The sequence below is a fragment of the Panacagrimonas sp. genome, from assembly GCF_965216805.1.
Classification (GTDB): Bacteria; Pseudomonadota; Gammaproteobacteria; order Nevskiales; family Nevskiaceae; genus Panacagrimonas.
Window position 1 is genome coordinate 728,185 of record NZ_CBDCGN010000002.1, and the last position, 24,132, is coordinate 752,316.

Below are 24,132 nucleotides of genomic sequence, written 5' to 3' on the forward strand. Positions count from 1 at the left end.
TCCGATCATGAATAAGACGACGCTGCGAGCAGCCGGCCTGCTGGCCGCTCTGCTGGGATTGAGTGCAGCCGCGCAAGCCGCCATGGTGGAGCAAGCGGTCGATTACCGTATCGACCAACGCCAGCATCGCGGCTATGTGTATTACGACGACGCCAGCACCGCGCCGAGGCCGCTGCTGATGCTGGTACCGAATTGGCTGGGCGCCACCAAGGCCAATCGCGCCCAGGCCGCCGAGATTGCCGGCGAGGACTACGTGGTGTTCGTGGCCGACATGTACGGCGTCAACGAGCAGCCAGCGGACCAGAAGGCGGCCGGCGCTGCAGTGGGAGCGCTCTACGGCGATCGCGCCGAGTTGCGCAAGCGCGCTGCGGCGGCACAGCGCACCGCGGTGGATTACGCCGCCAGCGCCAAGCTGCCGGTGGTGCCGGACCAGGTCGCGGCCATTGGTTTCTGCTTCGGCGGGGCCACCGTGCTGGAAATGGCCCGCGATGGCGCCGATCTGGCCGCGGTGGTGTCCTTGCACGGCAATCTGGCGCTCGAAGCACCAGCGCAGGACAAGCCCATCCGCACCCGCATCCTGGCGCTGCATGGCGATGCCGACCCTTACGTGCCGCCGGAGCAGGTGCAGGCCTTCGTCGACGAGATGCGCCGGGTCAAGCCCGATTGGCAGCTGGTGAGCTATGGTGGCGCGGTGCATTCGTTCACCGATCCGCATGCCGACCAGCCCGGCGCGGCGATGTACGACAAGAAGATCGCGCGGCGCGCGTTTGCCACCATGCACGATTTTCTGGCCGAATCGTTCGCCGCCTCGGGGCCGTGAAACCGGCGCTGCTGCTGATCGCGGGTTGGCTGATCGGTGGCGTGACCGGCGCCGTCCAGGCGCAGCAACCGTACTGGAACTGTGTCGACGAGGGCGGCGCGCGTGCGGTGCAGGATCAGCCGTGTGCGGACGCGCCCGACGCCCCGCCCAGCGGCATCGGCACGTTGCCGATGACGGTGCCCGCGCTCGCGGCCGAAGCCGATGTCGATACTGCGGACACGCGTCCGCGCGAGGATGGGATCGATTCGCTGGGGTACTGGAAACGGCGCGCGCAACGTGTCGGCTCGGTGATCGGCGATGTCGAACGCTGGCGCATCTGGCTGGCGCAGCGGTGGGTGTGGATGGCGGCCGGCGTCTTGCTGGGCTTGCTGCTCATCCGCGCCTTGTGGCGCCGTGCCTGGCCGGCATGGCAGCAGCGGCGAATCGAGCGCGCCGCGTTGGGGCGTCCCGATCCGTATCGTCGCGTGCTGCGCGAGCGTGTGCGCAGCGCGCAGACCCTGGTGCAGGAACCGAGCATGCAAGCGCGGGCACCGCGCCCGCAGCAGTGGTCCATGCAGGTGATCCGGGCGCTGGACAACGCGCAGTTCGAATCGCTGTGCCGGCAGTTGTGGCGCTGGCGCGGCCTGCGGGTGGAACTCGATCAGCGCACGGACAGCGCGGTGTGCCTGACCTTGCGTCGTGGCGTGCAGGCGGATCGCCTTCATGGTCTGGTGTGGTGCCATCTGGGTGCGGAATCGACGCTCGGTGCGGCACCGGTGCGCGAGTTGTTCGGCCTCATGCATCATCTCGGCAGTCCGCACGGCGCGATCGCCACGCGCGGCGATTTCGATGCGCAGGCACGCGACTTTGCGCGCGGCAAGGCGATCGAGTTCAAGGGCGCGCTGACCCTGGTCACCGAGATCGAAGCCCTCACCGAAGGCCAGCGCAGCAATCTGCTCGACGCGGTGTTCGGCGAGGGGGCCGTTGCGGCTGTCTGATCGCGATTGAGTCCGCTAGGCTTCGGCCATGACCCCCATCCTTTCCGTACTCGACTTGGCACCCGTTCCCGACGGCACGCCGCCTTCGGAGGCCGTGCGTCGCACCGTGGATCTGGCGCGGTTGGCCGAAGAGCTCGGTTTCGCCCGCTATTGGTTTGCCGAGCATCACAGCATGCCCAGCGTTGCCAGCAGCGCCCCGGAGATTCTGATCGGCCACGTGGCGGCGGCCACGCGGCGCATCCGCGTCGGCTCCGGCGGCATGATGCTGCCCAATCACGCGCCGCTGCGCCTGGCGGAGGCCTTTCACACCTTGGCGGCGCTGCATCCCGGACGTATCGATCTGGGCATCGGCCGCGCGCCGGGGTCCGAGCCGGCGGCCAGCCGTGCCTTGCGCGCGTTTGGCGGTGAACAGTTCTCGCCTCTGATGTCGGAGCTATTGTTCCTGTCGCAGGCGCGATTCTCGCCCGGACACCTGTTGCACAAGGTGCGCGTGATGCCCGACGACGTGGCGCTGCCGCCGGTGTGGATCCTGGGCTCCAGTGGTGCGAGCGCCGCCGCCGCGGGGCAGTCGGGGTTCGGCTACAGCTTTGCCACTCACTTCAGCCCCGAGCCGGCCGCGCCGGCGGTGCGGGCATACCGCGACAATTTTCGTCCATCCGATTCGTTTCCGGCGCCGCACGCGATCCTGGCCGTGGCAGTGACCTGCGCAGAATCCGAAGAGGAAGCCCAGACCCTGGATTCCACCATGCAACTGGCGTGGCTGCGCATCGCACGCGGCGAGTACCTGCCGCTGCCCAGTCCCGAAGAGGCGCAGGCCTATCCCTGGAGCGAGGCCGATCGCGAGCTGCTGCGGCGCAGCCGCGGACCCAGCATCGTCGGCTCGCCGCAGCAGGTGCGCGAGCAGTTGCTGGCGCTGCAGGCCGACGCCGCGGCCGACGAGCTGATGGTGGTGACCAACATCTGGAGTCACGAAAAGCGTTTGGATTCCTACCGTTTGCTGGCGCGGGCGTGCGCGTCGGGCTGAACCGATGAGCACATGCTCGAACAGCTGCGCGCGGATGGGCGCTGAACTGGCGGAGTCGGACGAGGTCCGAGCCCGCGTGCACAGAATGCATCGCGCAGGTCGCCGGACGACACACCGTGTCGCGTTCGGCGCGGCGCGCCACGACCTGAGCCCCGCGTGGCGCGTCGCGGCGACGGTGGCGGGACGCTGGCGCGATCCTGGCATCTCGCAAGGCGCAGCCAACGTATCGCGCGGTCCAGCCAAGGAGAACCGACGATGAACCGTTCAGCCTGGGTGGGGGTGGTAGTGGGGCTGGCCGTGCTGGCCGGCATCTATTACTACTACTTTCGCCCCGATACCGCGCCGGAGCCGCAGTGGATGCCGCCACCGTCTGCGGACGACGACACCGTGCTGCCGGATCCGGAGGAGGCGGCGTCGGACCCGCCCATCGTTCATCCCATGCCCGATCCGCTGCCGGAAGCCGGCGAGATCGGCGAAGCGGGCGACGATGCTGCGCAAGGCGAGGTGACCGCTCCCAGCCAGGGGCGGCTGCCGGAACTGGAAGCGAGCGACGAGCCCGCGGTCGCCACCCTGCGCGAGCTGTTCGGCGCCGAGCCGGTCGAGACTTTTCTGATTCCGCGCGATCTTATCCGTCGCATCGTGTTGACGGTGGATTCCCTGGATCGCGAGCCATTGCCGCTGTGGCTGCGACCGGTGCGCCGTGTGCCAGGGCCGCTGGCCGCTCAAACCCAAGGGCAGGGCGAGGAGCAGACCCTGTACTTGGCGGACTCCAACGCCGCACGCTATGCACCGCTGGTCGACGCGTTCACCGCGGTCGATGCGCAGGCCTTCGCGGCCGCCTATCGACGCTACTACCCGCTGTTCCAGGATGCCTACGACCGTATCGGCAATCCGCGCAAGCGCTACTTCAATGATCGCCTGATCGAGATTCTCGATCATCTGCTCGCCACGCCCGCGGTGCCCGAGCCGGTGGCGCTGGTGCGGCCCAAGGTCTTGTACCTGTACGCCGATCCCGCGCTGGAAGAGCGCTCGTCCGGCCAGAAGCTGCTGCTGCGCCTGGGGCGCGACCACGCCGCTCAGGTTCAGGCCAAGCTGCGCGAGATTCGCAGCGCGATCCTGGCGCTGTCGCCCCAGTCCGCAAACTGAGCCGGTTGCCGCCGGCGCGCCCGCCGATCGGCAGCGCGCGGCGCTTCGTCGGGCCCGCTATCGTCGGCGGGCGGTGCGGGCGCTAGCGTCGACGCATCGAATTTCTGGAGACTTCATGTTCGGGCTCGGCAATCGCAATCAACGCAACGCAGCCGGTACGGATCGTGCCGCTGCGCCCGACCTGATCGTCTACACCGGCGACGCGCTGCTGCGCGACAACGAGCGTGTCGGGGCGTTTCACCATCACCTCGCGGTCGGGCGTCGCTTCGAATTTCGCGCGGTGCCGGCGAGCTATCAGGGCGAGCCGATGAACAGCGATTTCGTGCTGGCGCTGTTTCTGGACGTGGCGGCGCTGGACGCGCTGGCCGATGCGGTGCTGGCCATCCGCCGCGGCGGGCGGCCCCTGACCCTGATCGTGGCGGTGCGCCCCTCGCAGCTGGTGAGCCTGGGCCGCTGGCTGGACCGCCGCGCCTCCGAACAGCGCCTGGCCGGCACCCGCCTGTTGCTGGCGCCCGATCTGGATGGGGTCTCGGCAGCGCTGGGCGAACGCATGCAGACGGTCATCGAAGACAACGTCATCCGAATGCCCGTGACTACCGAGGTGGAGAACCCCGGTTATCGCAATTTCTTCGTCTTCAGCAGCAAGCTGCAGTCACTGGTGGGGCGCGTGCGCGCGTTCGCGCAGAACGGCATCCATCGTGCCTACCTGTTGGGCGGGCCGGGTGCCGGCAAGACCTCGCTGGCCTATTACTACTTTCTGGTGCGCTCCAAAGGCCGCTTTGTATCGGTGAACCTGGCGGCGGAAAACACCGGTGACAAGTCGGCGGTGAAGTCGCTGCTCTGCGGTCACGTCGCCGGCGCCTTCCCCGGCGCTGGCGCGCGCATCGGCGCTTTCACTCAAGCGCGCGACGGGGTGTGCTTTCTGGACGAATCCCACGGTGTGGTCGGCCCGGTGATGGAAGTGCTGATGGAAGCGCTGGACAACGGGCAGTATCTGCCCTTCGGTGCAGCGGCCAAGCAGAAGCTGGACTGCGCGTTGTTGTTCGCCACCAACCGCTCCTGGCAGCATCTGATGGACTCGGTGAACATCGATGAATTCACCCGCCTCGGCGCCGCCACCCTGCAGGTTCCGGAACTGGCACAGCGCGAAGAGGACATGATCGCGGTGACCGCCAGCGTGATGGCGCGCCTGGCCGAAGGCTGCACCACCTGGAAGGCACCGACCGGGCTGCGCGACGACGCCTGGGATGTGATCCGCAACTGCCGCTGGCACGGCAACGCCCGCGCGCTCACCCGCACCCTGGAAGCCGCCTTTGTCGACTGCGCCGGGCGCGCGGCTGGCGAGTTGCTGATTCCGGCCGAGGACATCGCCAACGGCATCGCGCTGTGGGAGCCCAAGGACCATCACAGTCACAAGATTTACGGCACCACCGCTTGACCCCGGCGAGAGAAAAAATCCCGACGGATTGTCGAATTCCGCGGGTCCGGTCCGTCGATATCAGTGATCCTGCTTACGGGCTGCAATCCGACTGATCGGAGATCACTGACGTCCGCTGAATGCCAAGCCCTGCAGGTGCAGGGTCTGTTCGTCAAGCTGCCCGTCGGGGATCCGGCGGCGTCAATGCGTTTTTTCGAATCTCTGGGTTTCGCGTTCAACCCCGCCTTCACCGACGTCAGCGCGGCCTGTCTGATCCTGGGGCCGCAATACCAGGCGATGCTGCTGACGCGTCGGCGTTTCGCGGATTTCACGCCGTACCGGCGCGTGGACGCGCACCGCGAAACCCAGGTCCTGGTCGCGCTGCAACTCGACAGCCGTGCAAGGGTCGAGGCGATGACCGCCAGGGCGCAGGCCGCCGGCGGACGTTTATTCCGTTCCGCAGAGGATCATGGCTGGATGTACAGTCATGTGTTCCAGGATCTGGATGGTCATATCTGGGAACCTTTCCATATGGACCCGGCCGCCCTGCAGGCGGCGCGGGCCAACAACCCCACCGCAGGAGCAGTGTGATGGCGCGTTACTTCGACGGTTTCGTGGTGCCGGTGCCGGGCGACAAGCTCGGCGAGTACAAGAAGATGGCCAGGCTGGCGTCCAAGGTCTGGCGCGAGCACGGCGCGCTGGAATACGTCGAGGCGGTGGCCGACGACGTCAAGCCCGGCAAGCGGACCTCGTTCCCACAGAGCGTGAAGCTCAAAGACGGCGAGGTGGTCGTGTTTGCCTACATCACCTACCCGTCGCGCAAGAGCCGTGACGCCGTGCTCAAGAAGGTGATGGCCGACCCGCGTCTGAAGATGGATCCCAAGTCGATGCCCTTCGACGGCAAGCGCATGTTCTGGGGCGGCTTCAAGAGTCTGATCGGAGCCTGAGCGGGTTCAGGCCTCGGCGTGGTGGTAGCGCGCCACGGTCTCAACTTCCTCGCGCGAGCCCAGCACCACCGGCACCCGCTGGTGCAGCTTGGTGGGCTGGATATCGAGTATGCGTTCGCGGCCGGTGCTGGCCGCGCCGCCGGCCTGTTCCACGATGAAGGCCATCGGGTTGGCCTCGTACATCAGGCGTAATTTGCCGCCCTGCGCCCGGGTCTTGCTGTCCAACGGATACATGAAGACCCCGCCGCGAGTCAGGATGCGATGCACGTCCGCCACCATGGACGCCACCCAGCGCATGTTGAAGTTCTTGCCGCGCGGGCCGTCAGTGCCGGACAGGCAGTCATCGATATAGCGCTTCACCGGGGGCTCCCAGTAATGCGCGTTGGACGCGTTGATGGAGAATTCCTGGGTCTGCTCGGGAATGCGCAGGTTGCGTTGGGTGAGTACGAAGCTGCCGATCTCGCGATCCAGGGTGAACTGGTGCACGCCGGTGCCGATAGTCAGAACCAGGATGGTGCTGGGTCCGTATACGGTGTAACCCGCCGCGACCTGTTTGACGCCGGGCTGCAGGAAAGCCTTTTCCGGGTCGCCGTGTTTCATGTCCTCCGGTACGCGCAACACCGAGAAGATGGTGCCCACCGAGATGTTGACGTCGATATTGCTGGAGCCGTCCAGCGGATCGAACAGCAGCAGATATCCGCCCTTGGGGTACTGCTCGGGGATCATCTGCGGGTGTTCCATCTCCTCCGACGCCAGCGCGGCCAGATGGCCGCCCCATTCGTTGGCCTGCATCAGGATGTCGTTGGACAGCACGTCGAGCTTCTTCTGCGCTTCGCCCTGGATGTTGCCGGTGCCGGCTTCGCCGAGCACGCCGCCAAGCGCGCCCTTGCCGATGGCGATGGAAATGCGCTTGCAGGCGCGGGTCACGACCTCGATCAACAGGCGCAGGTCCGGCGCGGCTCCGCCGTTGGCTCGCTGCTCCTCGATCAGGAACTGGGTCAGAAAAACGGGTTTCATGATTTGGGCGTTAGCGTTTGAATCTCATTGCGGGTTCCCTGACTTTTCCGACCGCTCGGACGCCCTTCATCATTCCTGTGCCCAGCGCTCGAGCATGCCGGCCAGGTAGTGGATGTTGTGCTCGCCTTTGACGAACGCGTCGTCGCGCATGATGCGTTGCTGCAGCGCGGCGTTGGTTTCGATGCCCTCGATGATCATCTCGGACAGCGCGCCCTTCATGCGGTTGATGGCGGATTCGCGCGTGTTGCCCCAGCAGATCAGCTTACCGATCATCGAGTCGTAATGCGGTGGCACCTTGTAGCCGGAGTAGATGTGCGTATCCATGCGCACGCCGGGACCGCCGGGGGCATGGTATTGCTGGATGGTCCCGGGCGAGGGGTTGAAGGTGCGTGCATTCTCGGCGTTGATGCGGCATTCGATGGCGTGCCCGCGCAGGCGGATGTTGCCCTGCTTCTTGGTCAGCTTCTTGCCGTCGGCGATGCGGATCATCTCGCGGATCAGGTCCACGCCCGTCACCATCTCGGTGACTGGATGCTCCACCTGGATGCGCGTGTTCATTTCGATGAAATAGAAACTGCCCTGCGCATAAAGAAATTCGAACGTGCCGGCGCCGCGATAGTTGATGCGCTTGCAGGCCTCCACGCACAGGTTGCCGATCTCGTCGCGCTGTTCCTCGCTGATGCCGGGCGCCGGAGATTCCTCCACCACCTTCTGGTTGCGCCGCTGCATCGAACAGTCGCGCTCGCCCAGATGGATGGCGTTGCCCTGGCCGTCTGAGAGAACCTGCACTTCGATGTGGCGCGGCGCCTCCAGGAATTTCTCCAGGAACACGCTGGCGTCCTTGAACGCGTTGAGCGCCTCGGTGCGAGCGATCTGGATCTTGCCCAGCAGTTCCTCGGGCTGGCGTACCACCTGCATGCCGCGGCCGCCGCCGCCCGCAGCCGCCTTGATCAGAACCGGATAGCCGACTCTTTCGGCGATTGCCACGCAGGCTGATTCGTCTTCCGGCAGCTCGCCTTCGGAACCGGGCACGCAAGGCACACCGGCAGCAATCATCTCGGCCTTGGCGTTGGTCTTGGAGCCCATCAGACGGATGGTTTCGGACCGCGGGCCGATGAAGATGAAACCCGAGCGCTCGACGCTTTCGGCGAAGTCGGCGTTCTCCGACAGGAAACCGTAGCCCGGGTGAATGGCGTCGGCCTGGGTGATCTCGGCCGCGCTGATCAGCGCGGCCATGTTGAGATAGCTTTTCTGTGCATTGGGGGGGCCAATGCACACGGCCTCGTCGGCCAGCAGCACGTGCTTGAGATCGCGATCCGCCTGCGAGTAGACGGCCACGGTCTTGATGCCCATCTCGCGGCACGCGCGCAGGATGCGCAGGGCGATCTCGCCGCGATTGGCGATCAGGATTTTCTTGATATCCCTCATGGAGTGGGCGCCTCGCTCACTCGATGACGAACATCGGCTGGTCGAATTCCACCGCCGTTTCGTTATCCACCAGGATCTCCGCTACCACGCCGGCACGGTCGGATTCGATCTGGTTGAGCATCTTCATCGCCTCGATGATGCACAAGGTCTGGCCGGACTTGACCGTCTGCCCCACTTCCACGAAGGGCTTGGCCCCCGGCGAGGCGGACCTATAAAAGGTGCCGACCATGGGAGCCCGCACGGTGTGGCGGTTGTCCACCGCGGGCCGCGCGGCGGGCGCGGGTGCCACGGCCGGGGCTGGCGCGGCAGCGGGGGGCGGTGCGGCGGCGGCCGGCGCCTGTGGTGGTGCCATCATGCCGGCGGGCGCGGTCAGGTACTGGGTGACCGGCCCGGTGTTGCGGCTGATCCGGACCGACTCTTCGCCCTCCTTGACTTCGAGTTCCGAGATGCCGGATTGCTCGACAAGCTCGATGAGGGTCTTGATCTTGCGTAGGTCCATAGTGATGTCAGTCTCCTGTGCCGGTCAGGCGCTGGTGTGCGGCGTGCAGGGCCAGCCCGTAACCGATGGGCCCCAGGCCCACGATGGAGCCGACCGCGATGTCCGAAAAATAAGAGTGATGTCGAAACTTCTCGCGCCGATGCACGTTCGACAGGTGAACTTCGATGAACGGGATGCCCACGCCCAGCAACGCATCGCGCAGGGCCACGCTGGTATGGGTATAGGCGCCGGGGTTGAGCAGGATGAAGTCGACGTCGCCGCGCGCTGCCTGCACGCGGTCCACCAGAGCGCCTTCATGGTTGGACTGAAAACAGCTCAGGCGATGGCCGAGATCGGCCGCGCGGCGCGTCACGTCGGCCTCGATCTCTGCCAGGGTGGTGGCGCCGTAAACCTCGGGCTCGCGGCTGCCGAGCAGGTTCAGGTTGGGGCCGTTCAGCAGCAGCAGATGGCTCAAGGGGGCGGTCGGCGAGGCGTAGTGCCGTCATTCTGCCCCAAGCGTCGCGCGAAGAAAACTTGGCGGACGTTATGCGCTACTTGGCAGCCGTTCGCCGCAAATTCAAGCTGCCGACCGGGCCCGGGTCATGGCTGCGGCAGGTGCGCTTCGACCAGTTCGATCAGCTCGGCGCGCTCGTACTCGCCATGCTTGCGCTGGATGACGTACCCCTCGGGCGAGATCAGTACGGAAAAGGGCAGGGCGCCGAGCGTGTCGCCCAGGGCGTCCATGGCACGCGACACCGCGATTTCGCCGGTCAGCACGGGGTACTGGATTTTCAGGCGCCCGAGCATGGCTCGCACCTGTTCGGGGTCGTCCATCGCAGGACCCAGGATCTGCAGACCACGGTCGCCGTAGCGTGCTTGCGCCTCCACCAGCAGCGGAATCTCCTTGAGGCAGGGAGGACACCAGGTGGCCCAGAAATTGATCAGCACCAGCTTGCCGCGCTGGTCGGACAGCCGCAGCGTGTTGCCGTCCAGGGTGGCCATCTCCAGTTCCGGCGCCATCGCGCTGTCGCCATCGCTGGCGCGCGGTTTGTGCACCCATTGGTAGGCGAGAAAGCCGCCGATCCCGGCAACCAGGGCGACCAGCACAAGCGGAACGATTTTTTTCACGGAACAGGCATCAGGGTGCAGGCACCTGGACCAGGCGCGTTTGGGGGGGATAGCAAACTTTGTCCTCCGCGCATCCTTGAAAGCGGATGCGCAAGGTCGTCGGTACGGCTTTGGAGGGCCGGAACTGCACTTGCACCGCGTTCCGGTAGATCTGCACTTTGCCGAAGTGCTCGTCCCGATACGCCTGCGCCGCAGGCCAGGAGGCCTGGCCCAGAATCTGCCCCACTGGCTCTACCGCCTCGATGATGGTCTTGTCTCGGTAGAGATAACAGCCGGGGGCGATGTCCCAACCCAAAACCAATACGTTGCCATCCCATAGCGGCGGCTGAAGCGCCAGAGCCTTTTCCACCGGCACGATGCCGTCGTCCGGAAACAGGCCATCGAGCAGGCCGGCCGCGGCAGGCCGCACGCCCATGGCGCAAAGCAAAATCAAGCGGAAGAGGAGACGCACTCGGCGATCCAGGCGAGGTAGGGCGCATGCCCCGTGGCCACAGGGACCGCCACGATCTCCGGGAGTTCGTAGGGGTGATGGGCGAGAATGGTCTGTTTGAGCACCTCGAATGCGGCCCTGGTGGACTTGATCAACAGCAGCGACTCGTGATCGGTGCTGATCCCGCCGTTCCAGCGGTAGGTGGACTGCACGCCGTCCAGGCGATTGACGCAGGCGGCGGCGCCCGCTTCCACCAGCGTACGCGCCAGGGCCTCGGCAGCGTCGACCGGGCAGGTGCAGTAAACCATCAGGTAAGCGTCAGTCATGGGTGGTGGTGGGATGCGGCAACGCGCGGTCCGCCGTTCAACTGCGCCCGCGCCCGATGGCGTAGTAGGCGATTCCGGCTTTCTCGACTAACGCTGGTTCATACAGGTTGCGGCCGTCGAAAATGACCGGCGTCTTGAGCAGGCTGGCCAGGCGCTCGAAGTTGGGTGAGTGAAATACGCGCCACTCGGTGACGATGGTCAGGGCGTCGGCGCCAAGCACTGCGTCCTCCGGCGAGGTCGCCAGCACCAGGTCGTCGCGCTCGCCGTAGAGACGACGGGCCTCGTCCATCGCCACCGGATCATAGGCGCGCACGTTTCCCCCCGCGGCCCAGATCGCTTCCATCAAGGCGCGCGACGGCGCTTCGCGCATGTCGTCGGTGCGTGGCTTGAAGGCCAGCCCCCACAGCGCCACGGTCTTGCCCTGCAGGCTGCCGAAGTGCTTCTGCAGCTTCTGGAAAAGGCGGTTTTTCTGGCGCTTGTTGACCGCCTCCACGCCGTTGAGCAGGCGCGCTTCGAAGCCCACCGCGCTGGCCGTGTGTGCCAGTGCCTTGACGTCCTTGGGGAAGCAGGAGCCGCCGTAACCGCAACCAGGGTAGATGAAGTGAAAGCCGATGCGCGGATCGCTGCCGATGCCCAGGCGCACTTTTTCGATATCCGCACCGAGCGCCTCGGCGAGGTTGGCCATCTCGTTCATGAAGCTGATCTTGGTCGCCAGCATCGCGTTGGCGGCGTACTTGGTGAGTTCGGACGAGCGCACGTCCATCACGATCATGCGGTCGTGGTTGCGGTTGAACGGGGCGTACAGCGCGTGCATCAGCTCCGCCGCCTTGTCGCTGGACACGCCCACCACGATGCGGTCGGGCTTGTTGAAGTCCGACACCGCCGCGCCTTCCTTGAGGAATTCGGGGTTGGACACCACGTCGAACTCGATGTCGGCGCCGCGCGTCTGCAGCTCGATCGCGATCGCCTCGCGCACCTTGTCGGCGGTGCCCACCGGCACGGTGGACTTGCTGACCACCACGCGGTACCCGCTCATGTGCTGGCCGATGGACTTGGCCACCGCCAGCACGTACTGCATGTCGGCCGAGCCGTCCTCGTTGGGCGGCGTGCCGACGGCGATGAACTGGTACAGGCCGTGCGCCACCCCTTCGGCGGCCGACGTGGTGAAACGCAGGCGACCTGCCCAGGCGTTGTCCACCAGCAGGCTCTCCAGGCCCGGCTCGTAGATCGGGCACTCGCCACGACGCAGGCGCTCGACCTTGGCGGCGTCCACGTCCACGCACAGCACGTCGTTGCCGGCATCGGCGAAGCAGGCGGCGGTGACCAGTCCGACATAGCCGGAGCCGAAAATGGTGATGTTCAAGCTTGAGCCCTCCTGAGGGCACGGGATCGATCCCGACAGGCTACCGGGCCAGTGTCACAAAAATTTTACGGTTGCGAAGAAGGGCCGTCATATTTTCTTCATGAAACGGCGGCCGCCGCCCTTCGGGCTCGTGCTGCGCGGCCCGAGCGCCGATACTGTGCGGCGTGATCTACCTAGACTACGCCGCGACCGCGCCGCTGGCCGAAGAAGCCTGGCAGGCCATGCAGGCCTGGTTGGCGCCCGGCCGGGGTTTTGCCAATCCGGCCTCCGACCATGTGGCCGGGCGCGCCGCGCGAGATGCCGTGGAGCAGGCCCGGGCGCAGGTGGCCGGTTTGATCGGCGCGCAGCCTGAGGAGGTGGTCTGGACCAGCGGTGCCACCGAGTCCAACAACCTGGCGATCAAGGGTGCCGTGGAATTCCATGCGCGGGGCCGCGCCCACGTCCTGAGTTCGCGCATCGAGCACAAATGCGTGCTCGACGCCTGCCGCTGGCTGGAGACCGCCGGCGCCACTCGGCCGGTGCGCGTCAGCTACCTGCAACCGGACCGGCTTGGCCGCATCACCTTGCCGCAGGTGATGCAGGCGCTTGGCGCGGAGACGGTGCTGGTGTCGCTGATGTGGGTGAACAACGAAATCGGCAACGTCACGGACATCCCCACCATCGCGACCGCCTTGCGCGAGCGCGGCGTGATGCTGCACGTCGACGCCGCGCAGGCCGCCGGCAAGCTGCCCGTCGACGTGCGCGAGGTGCCGGTGGATCTGATGTCGCTGTCGGCGCACAAGCTTTATGGCCCCAAGGGCGTCGGTGCGTTGTTCGTGCGGCGACGGCCACGGGCTCGGGTGGCACCGCAGATGCATGGCGGCGGGCACGAGTGGGGGATGCGCTCCGGCACCCTGGCGACGCATCAGGTGGTCGGTATGGGAGCGGCCTGCGCCCGGGCTCAGCGCACCCTCATGGCCGATGCCGAGCACGCAACGGGCCTGCGCGAGCGCCTGTGGCGCGGATTGCAGGATATGCCGGGCGTGCTGCGCAACGGCGACGCCGATCACGCGGCGCCGCATATTCTCAACCTCAGTTTCGAGGGCGTGGAGGGCGAATCCCTGCGCGCCGCGCTGCACGACCTGGCGGTGTCCAGCGGGGCGGCATGTTCGTCGGCCACCGCCGAGCCCTCGTATGTGCTGCGCGCGCTGGGGCGTGGCGAGTTTCTTGCGCAGGCGTCCCTGCGGTTCTCTTTCGGCCGCGATACCGGTGTCGCGCACGTCGATACCGCGATCCGTCGTGTGCGCCATGAAGTGCAGCGACTGCGTGCGCTGGCACCGGCTTCCACCTGACTGACCATCGGCCATGCAAGATTTCGACGTCGTGGTACTCGGTTCCGGACCTGCTGGCGAGGGCGCTGCGATGATGGCGGCCAAGAACCATCTGCGGGTGGCGCTGGTGGAGCGCCAATCGGAAGTCGGAGGAGGCTGCACGCACTGGGGTACCATTCCCAGCAAGGCGCTGCGGCACGCAGTGAAGACCCTGAACGATCTGCGCCACAACCCCTTGTTGCGCGATTTCCATGCGGCCAATCCGCCGCAGTATCCGCAGATCCTGGCCTCGGCCGACAAGGTGGTGAACGCGCAGGTCGCCAGCCGGCGCCGCTTTTACGAGCGCAACCGCGTACCGGTGTTCGAAGGCCGCGCACGTTTCGCCGACGCCCAGGTGGTGGAGATCGACGGCGGCGGAGAGTCGCCGCTGCGCCTGCGTGCCGCGCATTTCGTCATTGCCACCGGCTCGCGGCCCTACCATCCGCCGGAGCTGGATTTTTCCCATCCCCGCGTGCGCGACAGCGATTCCATCCTGCGCTACGACCAGCATCCCTTCTCGGTGACCATCTACGGCGCCGGCATCATCGGCTGCGAATACGCTTCCATTTTTCTCAACCTCGGTGCCAAGGTCACGCTGGTCAATACCCAGGAGCGGCTGCTGTCGTTTCTGGACGAAGAGATCGCCGAAGCGCTGTCCTATCATCTGCGCGAGCAGGGTTGCATCATCCGTCACGAAGAGGCTTACGCCTCGGTGGAACCGCGCGAGCGCGACGTGGTGCTGCACCTGCAGTCCGGCCGCAAGATCAAATCCGACGTGCTGCTGTGGGCGAACGGCCGCAGCGGCAACGCCGACGATCTGGGGCTGCAGGCCCTGGGCATCGCGCGCAACAGCCGCGGTCAGATCGCGGTGGACGACTGCTTCCGCACCGCCCAGCCGCACATCTATGCGGTCGGCGACGTCATCGGCCCGCCGGCGCTGGCCAGCGCGGCTTACGTGCAGGGCCGCTTTGCCGTGCAGCACCTGCTGCAGCCGGAATCCTCGTCAAGTGTCTCGCTGGAGATGATTCCCAGCGGTATCTACACGCTTCCCGAAATCTCGTCGGTCGGAAAGACCGAACGCGAGTTGCGCGACGCCGGGGTGCCGTTCGAAGTCGGGCATTCGGCGTTCAAGTCGCTGGCGCGTGCGCAGATGACCGGTGAGACCGTGGGCATGCTCAAGCTGCTGTTTCACGCCGAAACGCTGGAGGTGCTGGGGGTGCACTGCTTTGGCGACCGGGCGTCCGAGATCGTGCATATCGGGCAGACCGTGATGGCCAGCGCCGAACTCAACAACCTGCGCTACTTCATCAACACCACGTTCAACTATCCGACGATGGCCGAGGCGTATCGAGTCGCGGCGCATAACGGGCTCAATCGGCTGGCCTGATGAGCACTGAGCACGCGGCCATCGTCGGAACAGCACCGACGTGTGTTTGGGCGCCCGGGCGAGCCCGGGCGCGGGGCCGAAGCGTATCGGGTGGCGGCTCACAACGGGCTCAACCGGTTGGCGTGAGATCGCGAGACATGTCGATGCAGAACTCACGGGTGGATGCGGATTCACCGGGATCGGGTGTTCGATGAACAATCCGCTGGGTTATCCCGAGCGCGTGTGGACGCTGTTCCAGCAAGCGCCCAATGCCGGCACCCTGGCACCGGCGCCGGACGTGCGCACCATCGAAGCGGACAGCACGGCTCACCGGTTTCGCTTGCGCGTCCAGGTGAAAACCTGCCGGGATCGCATCGAAGTCGCGCGCTTCCAGGCCCTGGGTTGCCCCTACACCATCGCCACCGGCGCTTGGCTAACGCTGTGGCTGACCGACCGTGCGCCGGCCGAGATCACCCGTGGACTGCTGGCCGAACTGCGTGCGGCGCTTGAAATCCCCGAGGATCGCGCCCACTGTTGGGTTATGGCGCAGGACGTTCTGCGCGCACTGAATCCGGACGTTTCATCATGAATCTGCAATTGTCCCCGACCGCCGCGGCCCGTATCCAGGCCCAGATTGCCAAGCGCGGCAAGGGCTTGGGCTTGCGCGTCGGTGTCAAGAAATCCGGCTGTTCGGGCTGGGCCTACACCATGGATTACGCCGATGCCGTCGAGGATGGCGATGAAATCTTCGACTCCCATGGCGCCAAGCTGGTGGTGAAGGCCGAACATCTGCCGCTGCTCGATGGGCTGACGCTGGACTGGCAGAAGCAGGGCCTCAACGAGTCCTTCAAGTTCATCAATCCCAACGTCAAGGCGCAATGCGGCTGCGGCGAGAGTTTCGCGGTCTGAAAGCAGTGGCCGGTACAATCCGGTCATGCGCCAATACCTCGACCTGATGCGGCATGTGCTGGACCACGGCACCTCGAAGTCCGACCGTACCGGCACCGGCACGCGCTCGGTGTTCGGTCACCAGATGCGCTTCGACCTGGGTAGCGGCTTTCCGCTGGTGACGACCAAAAAATTGCACCTGAAATCCATCGTGGTCGAACTGCTGTGGTTTCTGCGTGGCGATACCAACATCGCCTGGCTCAAGGAGCACGGTGTTTCGATCTGGGACGAGTGGGCTGACGACAGTGGTGAGCTCGGCCCGGTCTACGGGCGTCAGTGGCGGGCCTGGCCCGCCAGCGGTGCGCGCGAGATCGACCAGATGCGGCTGCTGATCGACCAGATCAATGGCAACCCCGATTCGAGGCGTCTGATGGTCAGTGCCTGGAATGTCGGTGAGCTGGACAAGATGGCGCTTGCACCCTGTCACGCCCTGTTTCAGTTCTACGTGGCGGACGGCAAGCTGAGCTGTCAACTCTACCAGCGCAGCGCCGATATCTTCCTGGGCGTACCTTTCAATATCGCCAGTTATGCGCTGCTGACCTTGATGGTGGCGCAGGTGTGCGCGTTGTCGCCGGGCGACTTCGTGTGGACCGGCGGCGACTGTCATCTGTACCTGAATCATCTGGAGCAGGCGCGCGAGCAGCTCAGCCGCGAACCGCGGGCGCTGCCGCGTATGACCCTGAACCCGGACGTCAGGGACTTGTTCGAATTCCGTCCGCAGGATTTCGTTCTGAGCGGCTACGACCCCCATCCGCATATCAAGGCGCCCGTCGCGGTGTGACGGCTCCACCGCAGTCGAGCGCGATGGAACGCGTGCAAGATCCGTCGCCGAGCCTGATCGTGGCGATGGATCTGAACCGCCTGATCGGTCGCGATGGCGGCCTGCCCTGGCGGTTGCCGAACGATCTGGCCCACTTCAAGCGGGTCACCCTGGGCAAAACCGTGCTGATGGGCCGCAAGACCTGGGATTCCCTGGGCCGGCCTTTGCCGGGGCGCGATAACTGGGTGATCAGCCGCGACCCGGCGTTTGCGCCGGCCGGCGCGCGGACATTCGCTTCGCTGGCGGCAGCGCTGGCTGCGCCGCGCGATACCGCGTTGATGGTGATCGGCGGCGGCGAGCTGTATCGACAGGCGCTGGACCACTGCCGATACCTGCATCTGACCGAGGTGCAGGCGCGCATCGAACCGCAGACGCCGGGCGATGTGCACTTTCCGGCGTTCGACCGGTCACAGTTCCGCGAGGTGGACAGCGAGGTCCACGAGGCCGACGCCCGCCACGCCTATCCGTATCGGTTTCTCCGACTCGAACGAATCTGATTCCATGCGCGCCGCCCTGTACCTGCTCGTCTACGGCGCGGCAGCGCAGGTCCGCGCGGAGACCGGTCCGACGGCTGTGGAGGCGGAGTCGGTCGCCGGGTCGGCGGCACCGCGGGTCGTGGGCATCGAATTTTCCGGCAATCGGGTGACCCGGCCGCGGGTGATGCTGCGGGAGCTGACCTTCGACGTCGGCGATATCGCAGACCCGAAGCAGATCGAGGCCTCGCGCCAGGCGATCCAGAATCTGGGGCTGTTCCGCGCGGTGGAAGTCGAACCGGTGGCGGTATCGGGCGGCGAGATCGTGATCTTCACCGTGGAAGAAAAGCTGTACCTGCTGCCCTTTCCGCGCCTGGATGCCAAGGATTCCGGCGAATATGCCTATGGCATGCAGATGCGCTGGACCAATCTGTTCGGGCGCAACCACGATCTGCGCGCGTTCTGGGAATATCGCGATCGCAAGGAGGCGGGCATCGGCGGCGAAACCGCCTATGCGATCGATTACGGCGCGCCGCAGCTGTTCGACAGCCGTTACTCGCTGGATGTGGGCGCGGGTTACAGCACCCGGCCGGTGGAACGCGACGGCGAAGTGGTGGGCGACTACCAGGAAACGTTTCGCAGCGCGCGTGTGCAGCTCTCGCGCAGCTTGTCGCCGGGTTCGGCCAATCAGGGCTGGTGGATTGGCGGAGGCCTGGGCTGGCTGGAACAATCCACCGAAGGCGCAGACGCCGAGCCGGCTTACGGCACCGCCACCTCGATGCTGCTCGGCGTCGGTTATCGCGACCTGCAATTTCGGCGTTACAGCGAAGTCGGCCAGACGTTCGGGCTGGGCGCGTCCGTCGCCATCGAGGATTGGAATAGCGACTACCACCAGCTCAGCTATCGCCTGGACTGGCGCCGCTACATCGCGGTCGGCCAGCGCGCCCATCAAAACCTCAACCTGGGCGCCGAGGCCGGCCTGCGCCACGGCGGCCCACCGGACAACGACGCCTACGAACTGGGCGGCAGCTCCAGTCTGCGCGGTTACGACAACGATTTCCTGGAAGGCGACGCCTATTACCGCGTCTCGGCCGAGTTCCTGCGACCGCTACGCTGGAACAGCTTGCGCGCCCTGGCCATCGTCGAGGCCGGCAACGTGTTCGAACAGCCCGGCGACGCGTCTCTGGATCGCCTCTACACCAGCCTGGGCCTGGGACTGCGCCTGCGCGTGGACTGGTTTGTGGACGTGGAGCTCGATCTGGGCTACGCGTTGCCGCTGACCGGCGACGGCGGCGGCCGCGTGTTCGTCGGCAGACCCTGATGAAGGCATAGACCGGTCATCGGATGTCATGACGGCGTCGCGCCGCTGGCACGGGCTTCCCCTATGATGGCCTGCGACCCCATCCGCCAGCCGCGGACTTCATCCAGGAAACGCACATGACCGAGATCAAGGAGCTGTTCGAGCAGGCGCAGAAAGAGGTCAAGACCCTGACCAAGCGGCCGAGCAACGAACAATTGCTGCAGCTCTACTCGCTGTTCAAACAGGCCACCGACGGCGACGTCAGCGGTTCGCGCCCGGGCATGCTAGACATGGTCGGCCGGGCCAAGTTCGACGCCTGGACCAAACTCAAGGGCACCGACGCCCAAACGGCCATGCAGCAGTACGTGAGTCTGGTGCAGTCGCTGGTGGGCAAGGGCGGCTAGCCGGATCGCAAATCGATTGCGGCCTCAGGTGGCGCCGGATTAGATTTCACGGGCGGCGCTTGAATGGCCGCTTGATCGGAGGGAAGCGTCATGACCGGGGTGAGGAAGTCGAGCGCAGTCGCGGCGAAAAAGAAGGCGGTGTCGGCCAAAGGGGCAGGAGCGGCCAAGGGCAAGGCCGGAGATTCCTCCAATCTCGTCATCGGGCCCCGAAAGCCGACCGGCCCGGGCAAAGATCTGGGTGCCGCGTTGCTGGCGGTTGCCAAGACGGGCGGCAAGAAAGCCGCATCGGTGGCTCAGAATCTGACCGCGACCGTCAAGGCAAAGGCCAGTACCAAGGGTGACGACAACACCAACCTGGTGATCGGCCCGCGCAAACCGGTTGGCCCGCGCAAGGATCTGGTGGAGGCGGTGAAAGGCAAGGTCAAATCCGCGATCGGGAAAGTCGGCCGCAAGCTTCCGGCGGCCTGAGCCCTCAATCGCGGGTGCAGCCGGGCGCCGCCGCCTGGCTGGCGCGAACCAGTGCCTGACCCTGCAAGGTCCAGGGCGAGGCGCAGCGGATGCGTGCGTCGATCTCGGTGGCGCTGCGGGTCTCAAGCGCCAGGCTCCACAGGCGCGCGGCACCGTCGCGACCGCCGGTCAGCAGTTGCCGGTAGTCCGGGCCGATGTCGAAATCCCAGATCTGGTCGGCATGTACAGCGACCTCGGCCAGCATTTGTGCACTGGCGGCGTCCCACACGCTGAGTCGGCCGGTGGTGCCCGCCGCAGCCATCAGCATCAGCGGCCCGGTTAACGGGACCACGGAATGAACCGGGTAGGGCAGGGCGCCGGCCTGCCGGACCGCGCGTTCGCGATGCTTGACGTAGATGCGCCCGGTGTTGGTTGCCGCCACCCAGAAGTCGCCGCCTTCGCTCAACGCACCGGCGTAGGCGTCTTCGCCGTGACCGATGTCAAAGCGATCCTCCACCGATCCGGTTTCCAGATCGATCAAGCGGACTTCATCGCGATCCAGCACTTCGACGATGCGCTTGGCGCGACCGTGAACGAATTGCGCGCCTGCATGGCTCAATCCGCCGTCGGTCAACGTTTGCAGGGCCTTGCCGGTTTCGACCTCCCAAAGAAACGTGCGGCCGTCGGTGCAGCTACTCATCAGGCGCCGACTGTCGGGCGAGAAGTCCAGGTCGACGACGGTGCAGGGATGCTTGAACTGCGCCTGTCGCGCGCAGCTTGCTGTGGCAAGCACGTGCACCGTGTCGGCGGTGTCGGCCGGGCCCAGGATCGTCGAGGAGGCCAGCCAGCGACCGTCGGCTGAATACACCAGGGCAAAGAACCCGCTCGCGTTGGCCTGGACATCGCAACGCGCTCGCACCGCCGGCATGCGCCAGGTGCGTAGGCGGCCGCTACCGTCGCCGACGGCGAGCTCGTCGCCATCGTCCGATGCTGCCAGTCGATGGACCGGGCCCGACGGCAGTTCCAGCAGCGTTCGGACCGTGTCGTAGGGCGGCGCGGCAATGCCAATGCGGTCGAGGGGGCCGGCCACGATCACTGCTGGCTGCGCGCCGATGAAACGCGACGCAAACACTTTGGGCGGAAACGACAGCTCGGCGTTCTGATGGATCGGCAACCGATAAAGGCGGATGCGTCCGGCGGCGTCGGCGACCGCCATGCGGCGCTGGTCGGACGAAAAGATTGCGGCGGAGACGTTGCCGTCGGTCTGCTCCAGAACGGTCAAACGGCGCTGGCCCGGAACCAGCCACAGTTCCGACTCCGGCTGGTCGGAGGGGGCCGTCAGCAGCCACTGACCCTGGGCCGAGAAATCCGCCGAGGCCCAGCGGGCCAGCGTGGTCCTGCGCTCGAATTCCAGGCTTCCGCGCAGCAGGCTCCACACGCGGTACCCGCCCTGACCCACGGTCATCAGGCGGCTGGCGTCGGATGAAAAGCGGATATCGGCGACCGAGTGCGAGTCTGCCGCGAACGCCAGTTCCAGCGTGCCGGTAGCGACATTCCACAGGCGCAGATCACCGTGGCGACCCACTGCGATCACCCCGCGGTCATCTGGCGTGGGCACCACCGCGACCACTTCTCCGCTCATGGCTCCCGGTAGCAGCGCCAGGCGATTGCCGTTACGCGCGTCCCACACCAGCACCCGACCGTCGGCATCGCCGGAATAGATGCGCGAACCGTCGATCGAGAAGCCCGCCGCCCGGATGCGCGCATCGCCGCGCAGCTCGAACAGCAGCCGTCCACCGGTCAGTTCGCGCACTTGGGCATTGTCCTGATGCGGCATATCGGCCAGCACCACTTTCGAGCCGGCAGCGTCGACGGGCATGCCGAAGCGGCCGGCGTGTCCTTCGAATTCGAACCGCTTTTCGCCGGCCCGCGTGTTCCAGAGCTGGGTGATCGGGGTGTAGCCCTCCCATTGTCCTATGGCGTCGTCGTAACCCTGAAAGCCGGAGACCAGCAGATGCTCGGCGTCCGGCAACCAGGTCAGGCTCTGCGGCATGCGCGGCAGCCCGTCTAGGCGGCCCTGCAGCGCGCCGGTTGCGACATCCCAGATGGCGGCGTGAGTGACTGCCGGCGGCACGTCCGGAGCGGCTGCAGCGATCAGCGCCGGATCCTCGATGGGCGTGACCAGGCGCGAGCCGTCCGGACTGAACAGGGGTCGGCGCACCGGCCCTCCGGCATCGATGCGCACGGGGATCTCTGCGTCCAGCGGCGCCATCGCACGGGCGAGCATGAAGCGCAGGGCAGGGGTGTCGAGCCCAAGTCGATAGGCCTCGGCGAGGTAAACCGCGGCGCGCATGTCGCGGCCGGCAAGCAGCTCGGTGCGCCCGGTTTCGTAAACTTTCTCGATGTGGGCTGCCAGGGCCTGTTCGCGTTTGTAGCGCTCGAACGCCATCCATGCGCCGCTCACCGCGACGAGCAGTGCGGCGATCGCGGAGGTTTGCTGCACGCGTTGCCAAAAGCGTCGCCGACGTTCTCGCTGGCGCAGGTCGTCGAAGCCCAGATTGAGCATGCCGGCAAGCAACCGGACCAGGGCATCCTGACGGCCGTCGCCCTGCGGGCGTGCGTCGGCGGCGATCGGTTCGACGCGGCTGTCGGTCAGCAACTCGCCGTCGGCGCCCACGCGTCGGCGCAGGGCCAAGGGAAAGCACTCGCCATCGCCCGACCCCGGTTCGCCGTCGGCGATCAGTGCCAGTACCCGCGATTCGCGGCCCAGCGACTTGAAGTAGCGGACCTCTTCGTCGATCCATCGGGAGGCGGCGGCGCGCGGCGAGCAGATCACAATCAGATAGCGCGATTCGCGCAAGGCCCGATTCAGCACGCCCCCGAGTTCGGCCGACGAGGACAGCTCGTCGCGGTCGCGGAACAGGGGACGCAGGCGGCGCGGAATCTCGCCATCGGGATGGGGTTGCCCGACCAGCCGCTGTGGGACACGCCAAGTCTCGATGGCCCGGTGCAGCCACTTGGCCCAGCCTTCATCGGCATGGCTGTAGCTGATGAACGCCCAGTACCGGTAGCGCTCGGCTTCGCTTTTCATGCGCGTACTGAGTCGATCCCCGTTGGCCGGTCCACCGTTCCTGAATGGTGCCTCAATCGGCGCCCGGCGAGCGCGTCGTCGACCGATGCAAGCTCGCAGGCCGAGTGCCACTTGCCGAGCTGCGGGTGCGGGGGGAAGCCTTGTCGGCGCATCATGAAGCGGCGTCCGAGCCACCCGCCCAGTCGCGGGCGAATTGGCGCGCCACTCTGCCCGAACGCGATGCCCGCGCCAGCGCCCAGCGCAGCGCCTGCTTCTCCAGGTCTTCGGACCATTGGGTGTGACCGAGGTTGCGCAGGTGAAGGCGGACGGCGTCCAGATACTGGTCCTGAGTGAAGGGCGTAAAGCTCACCCACAGGCCGAAGCGCTCGGACAGCGAGATCTTTTCTTCGGTGGTCTCGCCCGGATGCAGTTCGTCGTTGTCCCAGCGGTACTCCCGGTTCTCCTGGCGCATTTCGGGAATGAGGTGGCGCCGGTTGGAGGTGGCGTAGATCAGCACGTTCTCGGGTGGCTCTTCGATGCCGCCGTCCAGGGCGGTCTTCAATGCCGTCAGGCGCGCATCGCCAGAGGCCACACTGAAATCGTCGACGTAAAGGATGAAACGCTCCGGGCGCGACCTGAGCGGCGCAACTACGTCCGGCAAGTCCGTCAACTCGTGCGGGTGCAGTTCCACCAGCCGCAGGCCGCGGTCGCCGAACTCGTGCAGCATGGCTTTGACTAGGCTGGACTTGCCGGTTCCGCGCGAGCCGGTCAGCAGGGCGTGGTTGGCCGGCCGCCGGGCAACGAACTGCTGCGTATTCCTGACCAGCGCCGCTTTTTGCCGGTCGATACCCAGCAGTCCGGCGAGGGGGACGGCGTGTGGAAAGGCCACGGGTTCAAGGCGCCGATGGCGCCAGCGATAGGCGAGTTCGTTCATTCGATCCGATCATGGCGCGAGAAATCGCCACCGTCGACACGCGGGGCCTGCACCACGCCAACCAGGCCCGGTCAACGGGTCCGGCTACCGGCAGGCCGACATCGGCTCCGTCCGCGCCGGTTCCAACTCCACGTTCCGGCCGCGGCCGTCAGGATTGTCGACGCTGGCAGTGGCGTCCATTACACTTCGCGCCCTCGCGGCAAGGCGTTCGCCGTGGTGATGTAGCTCAGACGGTTAGAGCGCGGCACTCATAATGCTGAGGTCGGTGGTTCGATTCCACTCATCACCACCATTTTCCCGTTCACCGCCTATGCGGCTTCCCGTTCGTATTCCGTCCGTGTGTCCAGGTTTAATTCGCTGGTGCAGATCGCTGCGCCGACAGTCTGCAGAAACGCAGTGCAACAGGATTTAGGGAGTCGCCCCTATCGCTGAACACTACCCCATCGGGTAGTGTTCCGGTACGGACACCGGCGTGTAGTGTCCGTACAAGCGTGCATTCAGACACGCTGTCCACACAAGA

The 24,132-nt window shown here is 66.1% G+C and carries 26 protein-coding genes and 1 tRNA gene; 17 read left to right on the forward strand and 10 right to left on the reverse strand.

The window, feature by feature from the left end; translation table 11 throughout:
- Window positions 1-7 precede the first annotated feature (7 nt).
- From ACOOHP_RS03525 to ACOOHP_RS03555, 7 genes are all read left to right on the forward strand, one after another.
- A complete protein-coding gene (locus ACOOHP_RS03525; protein ID WP_420465074.1) occupies window positions 8-820 on the forward strand; it encodes a dienelactone hydrolase family protein in 813 nt (270 codons plus the stop codon).
- On the forward strand, window positions 817-1,797 hold the full coding sequence (locus ACOOHP_RS03530) for a restriction endonuclease (RefSeq protein ID WP_420465075.1): 981 nt from the start codon (window positions 817-819) through the stop codon (window positions 1,795-1,797). The genes ACOOHP_RS03525 and ACOOHP_RS03530 overlap by 4 nt, the downstream gene beginning before the upstream one ends.
- 28 nt (window positions 1,798-1,825) lie before the next feature.
- Window positions 1,826-2,821, forward strand: coding sequence for an LLM class flavin-dependent oxidoreductase (locus tag ACOOHP_RS03535; protein ID WP_420465076.1), 996 nt, complete (start codon window positions 1,826-1,828; stop codon window positions 2,819-2,821).
- A gap of 255 nt (window positions 2,822-3,076) precedes the next feature.
- A complete protein-coding gene (locus tag ACOOHP_RS03540; protein WP_420465077.1) occupies window positions 3,077-3,967 on the forward strand; it encodes a DUF3014 domain-containing protein in 891 nt (296 codons plus the stop codon).
- A gap of 115 nt (window positions 3,968-4,082) precedes the next feature.
- Entirely contained in the window at window positions 4,083-5,405 is a 1,323-nt protein-coding gene (locus tag ACOOHP_RS03545; RefSeq protein ID WP_420465078.1) for a sigma 54-interacting transcriptional regulator, read from the forward strand.
- Window positions 5,406-5,540: 135 nt separating this feature from the next.
- Window positions 5,541-5,975, forward strand: coding sequence for a VOC family protein (locus ACOOHP_RS03550; RefSeq protein ID WP_420465079.1), 435 nt, complete (start codon window positions 5,541-5,543; stop codon window positions 5,973-5,975).
- Window positions 5,975-6,331: a DUF1428 domain-containing protein gene (locus ACOOHP_RS03555; RefSeq protein ID WP_420465080.1), complete on the forward strand. Its 357-nt coding sequence runs from the start codon at window positions 5,975-5,977 to the stop codon at window positions 6,329-6,331. Before ACOOHP_RS03550 ends, ACOOHP_RS03555 begins: the two co-directional genes overlap by 1 nt.
- Before the next feature lie 6 nt (window positions 6,332-6,337).
- Here the strand turns inward: ACOOHP_RS03555 and ACOOHP_RS03560 are convergent, their stop codons facing one another.
- The 8 genes from ACOOHP_RS03560 to ACOOHP_RS03595 form a co-directional block, all read right to left on the reverse strand.
- The gene (locus ACOOHP_RS03560; protein WP_420465081.1) at window positions 6,338-7,348 is read right to left on the reverse strand and encodes a class 1 fructose-bisphosphatase; all 1,011 of its coding nucleotides are present in this window, start codon (window positions 7,346-7,348) and stop codon (window positions 6,338-6,340) included.
- Between the two features lie 69 nt (window positions 7,349-7,417).
- The gene (gene accC, locus ACOOHP_RS03565) at window positions 7,418-8,776 is read right to left on the reverse strand and encodes an acetyl-CoA carboxylase biotin carboxylase subunit (RefSeq protein WP_420465082.1); all 1,359 of its coding nucleotides are present in this window, start codon (window positions 8,774-8,776) and stop codon (window positions 7,418-7,420) included.
- Between the two features lie 16 nt (window positions 8,777-8,792).
- A complete protein-coding gene (gene accB / locus ACOOHP_RS03570) occupies window positions 8,793-9,275 on the reverse strand; it encodes an acetyl-CoA carboxylase biotin carboxyl carrier protein (protein WP_420465083.1) in 483 nt (160 codons plus the stop codon).
- A gap of 7 nt (window positions 9,276-9,282) precedes the next feature.
- Complete coding sequence (gene aroQ, locus ACOOHP_RS03575; protein ID WP_420465084.1) at window positions 9,283-9,729, reverse strand: type II 3-dehydroquinate dehydratase; 447 nt, start codon at window positions 9,727-9,729, stop codon at window positions 9,283-9,285.
- Between the two features lie 125 nt (window positions 9,730-9,854).
- Window positions 9,855-10,382, reverse strand: a complete 528-nt coding sequence (locus tag ACOOHP_RS03580; RefSeq protein WP_420465085.1) for a TlpA family protein disulfide reductase — start codon at window positions 10,380-10,382, stop codon at window positions 9,855-9,857.
- Between the two features lie 10 nt (window positions 10,383-10,392).
- Complete coding sequence (locus ACOOHP_RS03585; RefSeq protein WP_420465086.1) at window positions 10,393-10,833, reverse strand: protein-disulfide reductase DsbD N-terminal domain-containing protein; 441 nt, start codon at window positions 10,831-10,833, stop codon at window positions 10,393-10,395.
- On the reverse strand, window positions 10,812-11,138 hold the full coding sequence (gene cutA, locus ACOOHP_RS03590; protein ID WP_420465087.1) for a divalent-cation tolerance protein CutA: 327 nt from the start codon (window positions 11,136-11,138) through the stop codon (window positions 10,812-10,814). Before cutA ends, ACOOHP_RS03585 begins: the two co-directional genes overlap by 22 nt.
- A 37-nt stretch (window positions 11,139-11,175) precedes the next feature.
- The gene (locus ACOOHP_RS03595; protein ID WP_420465088.1) at window positions 11,176-12,501 is read right to left on the reverse strand and encodes a UDP-glucose dehydrogenase family protein; all 1,326 of its coding nucleotides are present in this window, start codon (window positions 12,499-12,501) and stop codon (window positions 11,176-11,178) included.
- A gap of 164 nt (window positions 12,502-12,665) precedes the next feature.
- On the opposite strand from ACOOHP_RS03595, the gene ACOOHP_RS03600 reads away from it, so the two are divergent.
- From ACOOHP_RS03600 to ACOOHP_RS03640, 9 genes are all read left to right on the forward strand, one after another.
- Window positions 12,666-13,832, forward strand: a complete 1,167-nt coding sequence (locus tag ACOOHP_RS03600; protein ID WP_420465089.1) for a cysteine desulfurase family protein — start codon at window positions 12,666-12,668, stop codon at window positions 13,830-13,832.
- A 13-nt stretch (window positions 13,833-13,845) separates the two neighbouring features.
- Window positions 13,846-15,237, forward strand: a complete 1,392-nt coding sequence (gene sthA / locus ACOOHP_RS03605) for a Si-specific NAD(P)(+) transhydrogenase (protein ID WP_420465090.1) — start codon at window positions 13,846-13,848, stop codon at window positions 15,235-15,237.
- A 190-nt stretch (window positions 15,238-15,427) separates the two neighbouring features.
- A complete protein-coding gene (locus ACOOHP_RS03610) occupies window positions 15,428-15,805 on the forward strand; it encodes an iron-sulfur cluster assembly scaffold protein (protein WP_420465091.1) in 378 nt (125 codons plus the stop codon).
- Window positions 15,802-16,125 carry a HesB/IscA family protein gene (locus ACOOHP_RS03615; RefSeq protein WP_420465092.1) on the forward strand — a complete coding sequence of 108 codons (324 nt, stop codon included), beginning with the start codon at window positions 15,802-15,804 and terminating at the stop codon, window positions 16,123-16,125. The genes ACOOHP_RS03610 and ACOOHP_RS03615 overlap by 4 nt, the downstream gene beginning before the upstream one ends.
- 25 nt (window positions 16,126-16,150) lie before the next feature.
- Window positions 16,151-16,945 carry a thymidylate synthase gene (locus tag ACOOHP_RS03620; protein WP_420465093.1) on the forward strand — a complete coding sequence of 265 codons (795 nt, stop codon included), beginning with the start codon at window positions 16,151-16,153 and terminating at the stop codon, window positions 16,943-16,945.
- Between the two features lie 23 nt (window positions 16,946-16,968).
- Window positions 16,969-17,481, forward strand: coding sequence for a dihydrofolate reductase (locus tag ACOOHP_RS03625; RefSeq protein ID WP_420465094.1), 513 nt, complete (start codon window positions 16,969-16,971; stop codon window positions 17,479-17,481).
- A gap of 4 nt (window positions 17,482-17,485) precedes the next feature.
- Window positions 17,486-18,778: a BamA/TamA family outer membrane protein gene (locus ACOOHP_RS03630; RefSeq protein WP_420465095.1), complete on the forward strand. Its 1,293-nt coding sequence runs from the start codon at window positions 17,486-17,488 to the stop codon at window positions 18,776-18,778.
- A gap of 116 nt (window positions 18,779-18,894) precedes the next feature.
- Entirely contained in the window at window positions 18,895-19,161 is a 267-nt protein-coding gene (locus tag ACOOHP_RS03635) for an acyl-CoA-binding protein (protein WP_420465096.1), read from the forward strand.
- A 90-nt stretch (window positions 19,162-19,251) separates the two neighbouring features.
- Window positions 19,252-19,629: a hypothetical protein gene (locus tag ACOOHP_RS03640; RefSeq protein ID WP_420465097.1), complete on the forward strand. Its 378-nt coding sequence runs from the start codon at window positions 19,252-19,254 to the stop codon at window positions 19,627-19,629.
- 4 nt (window positions 19,630-19,633) lie between these two features.
- On the opposite strand, the gene ACOOHP_RS03645 is transcribed toward ACOOHP_RS03640, so the two are convergent.
- The gene (locus ACOOHP_RS03645; protein WP_420465098.1) at window positions 19,634-22,699 is read right to left on the reverse strand and encodes a TIR domain-containing protein; all 3,066 of its coding nucleotides are present in this window, start codon (window positions 22,697-22,699) and stop codon (window positions 19,634-19,636) included.
- A gap of 151 nt (window positions 22,700-22,850) precedes the next feature.
- A complete protein-coding gene (locus tag ACOOHP_RS03650; protein ID WP_420465099.1) occupies window positions 22,851-23,612 on the reverse strand; it encodes an ATP-binding protein in 762 nt (253 codons plus the stop codon).
- Between the two features lie 215 nt (window positions 23,613-23,827).
- On the opposite strand from ACOOHP_RS03650, the gene ACOOHP_RS03655 reads away from it, so the two are divergent.
- Window positions 23,828-23,904, forward strand: a tRNA-Met gene (locus ACOOHP_RS03655).
- Window positions 23,905-24,132: the final 228 nt, after the last annotated feature.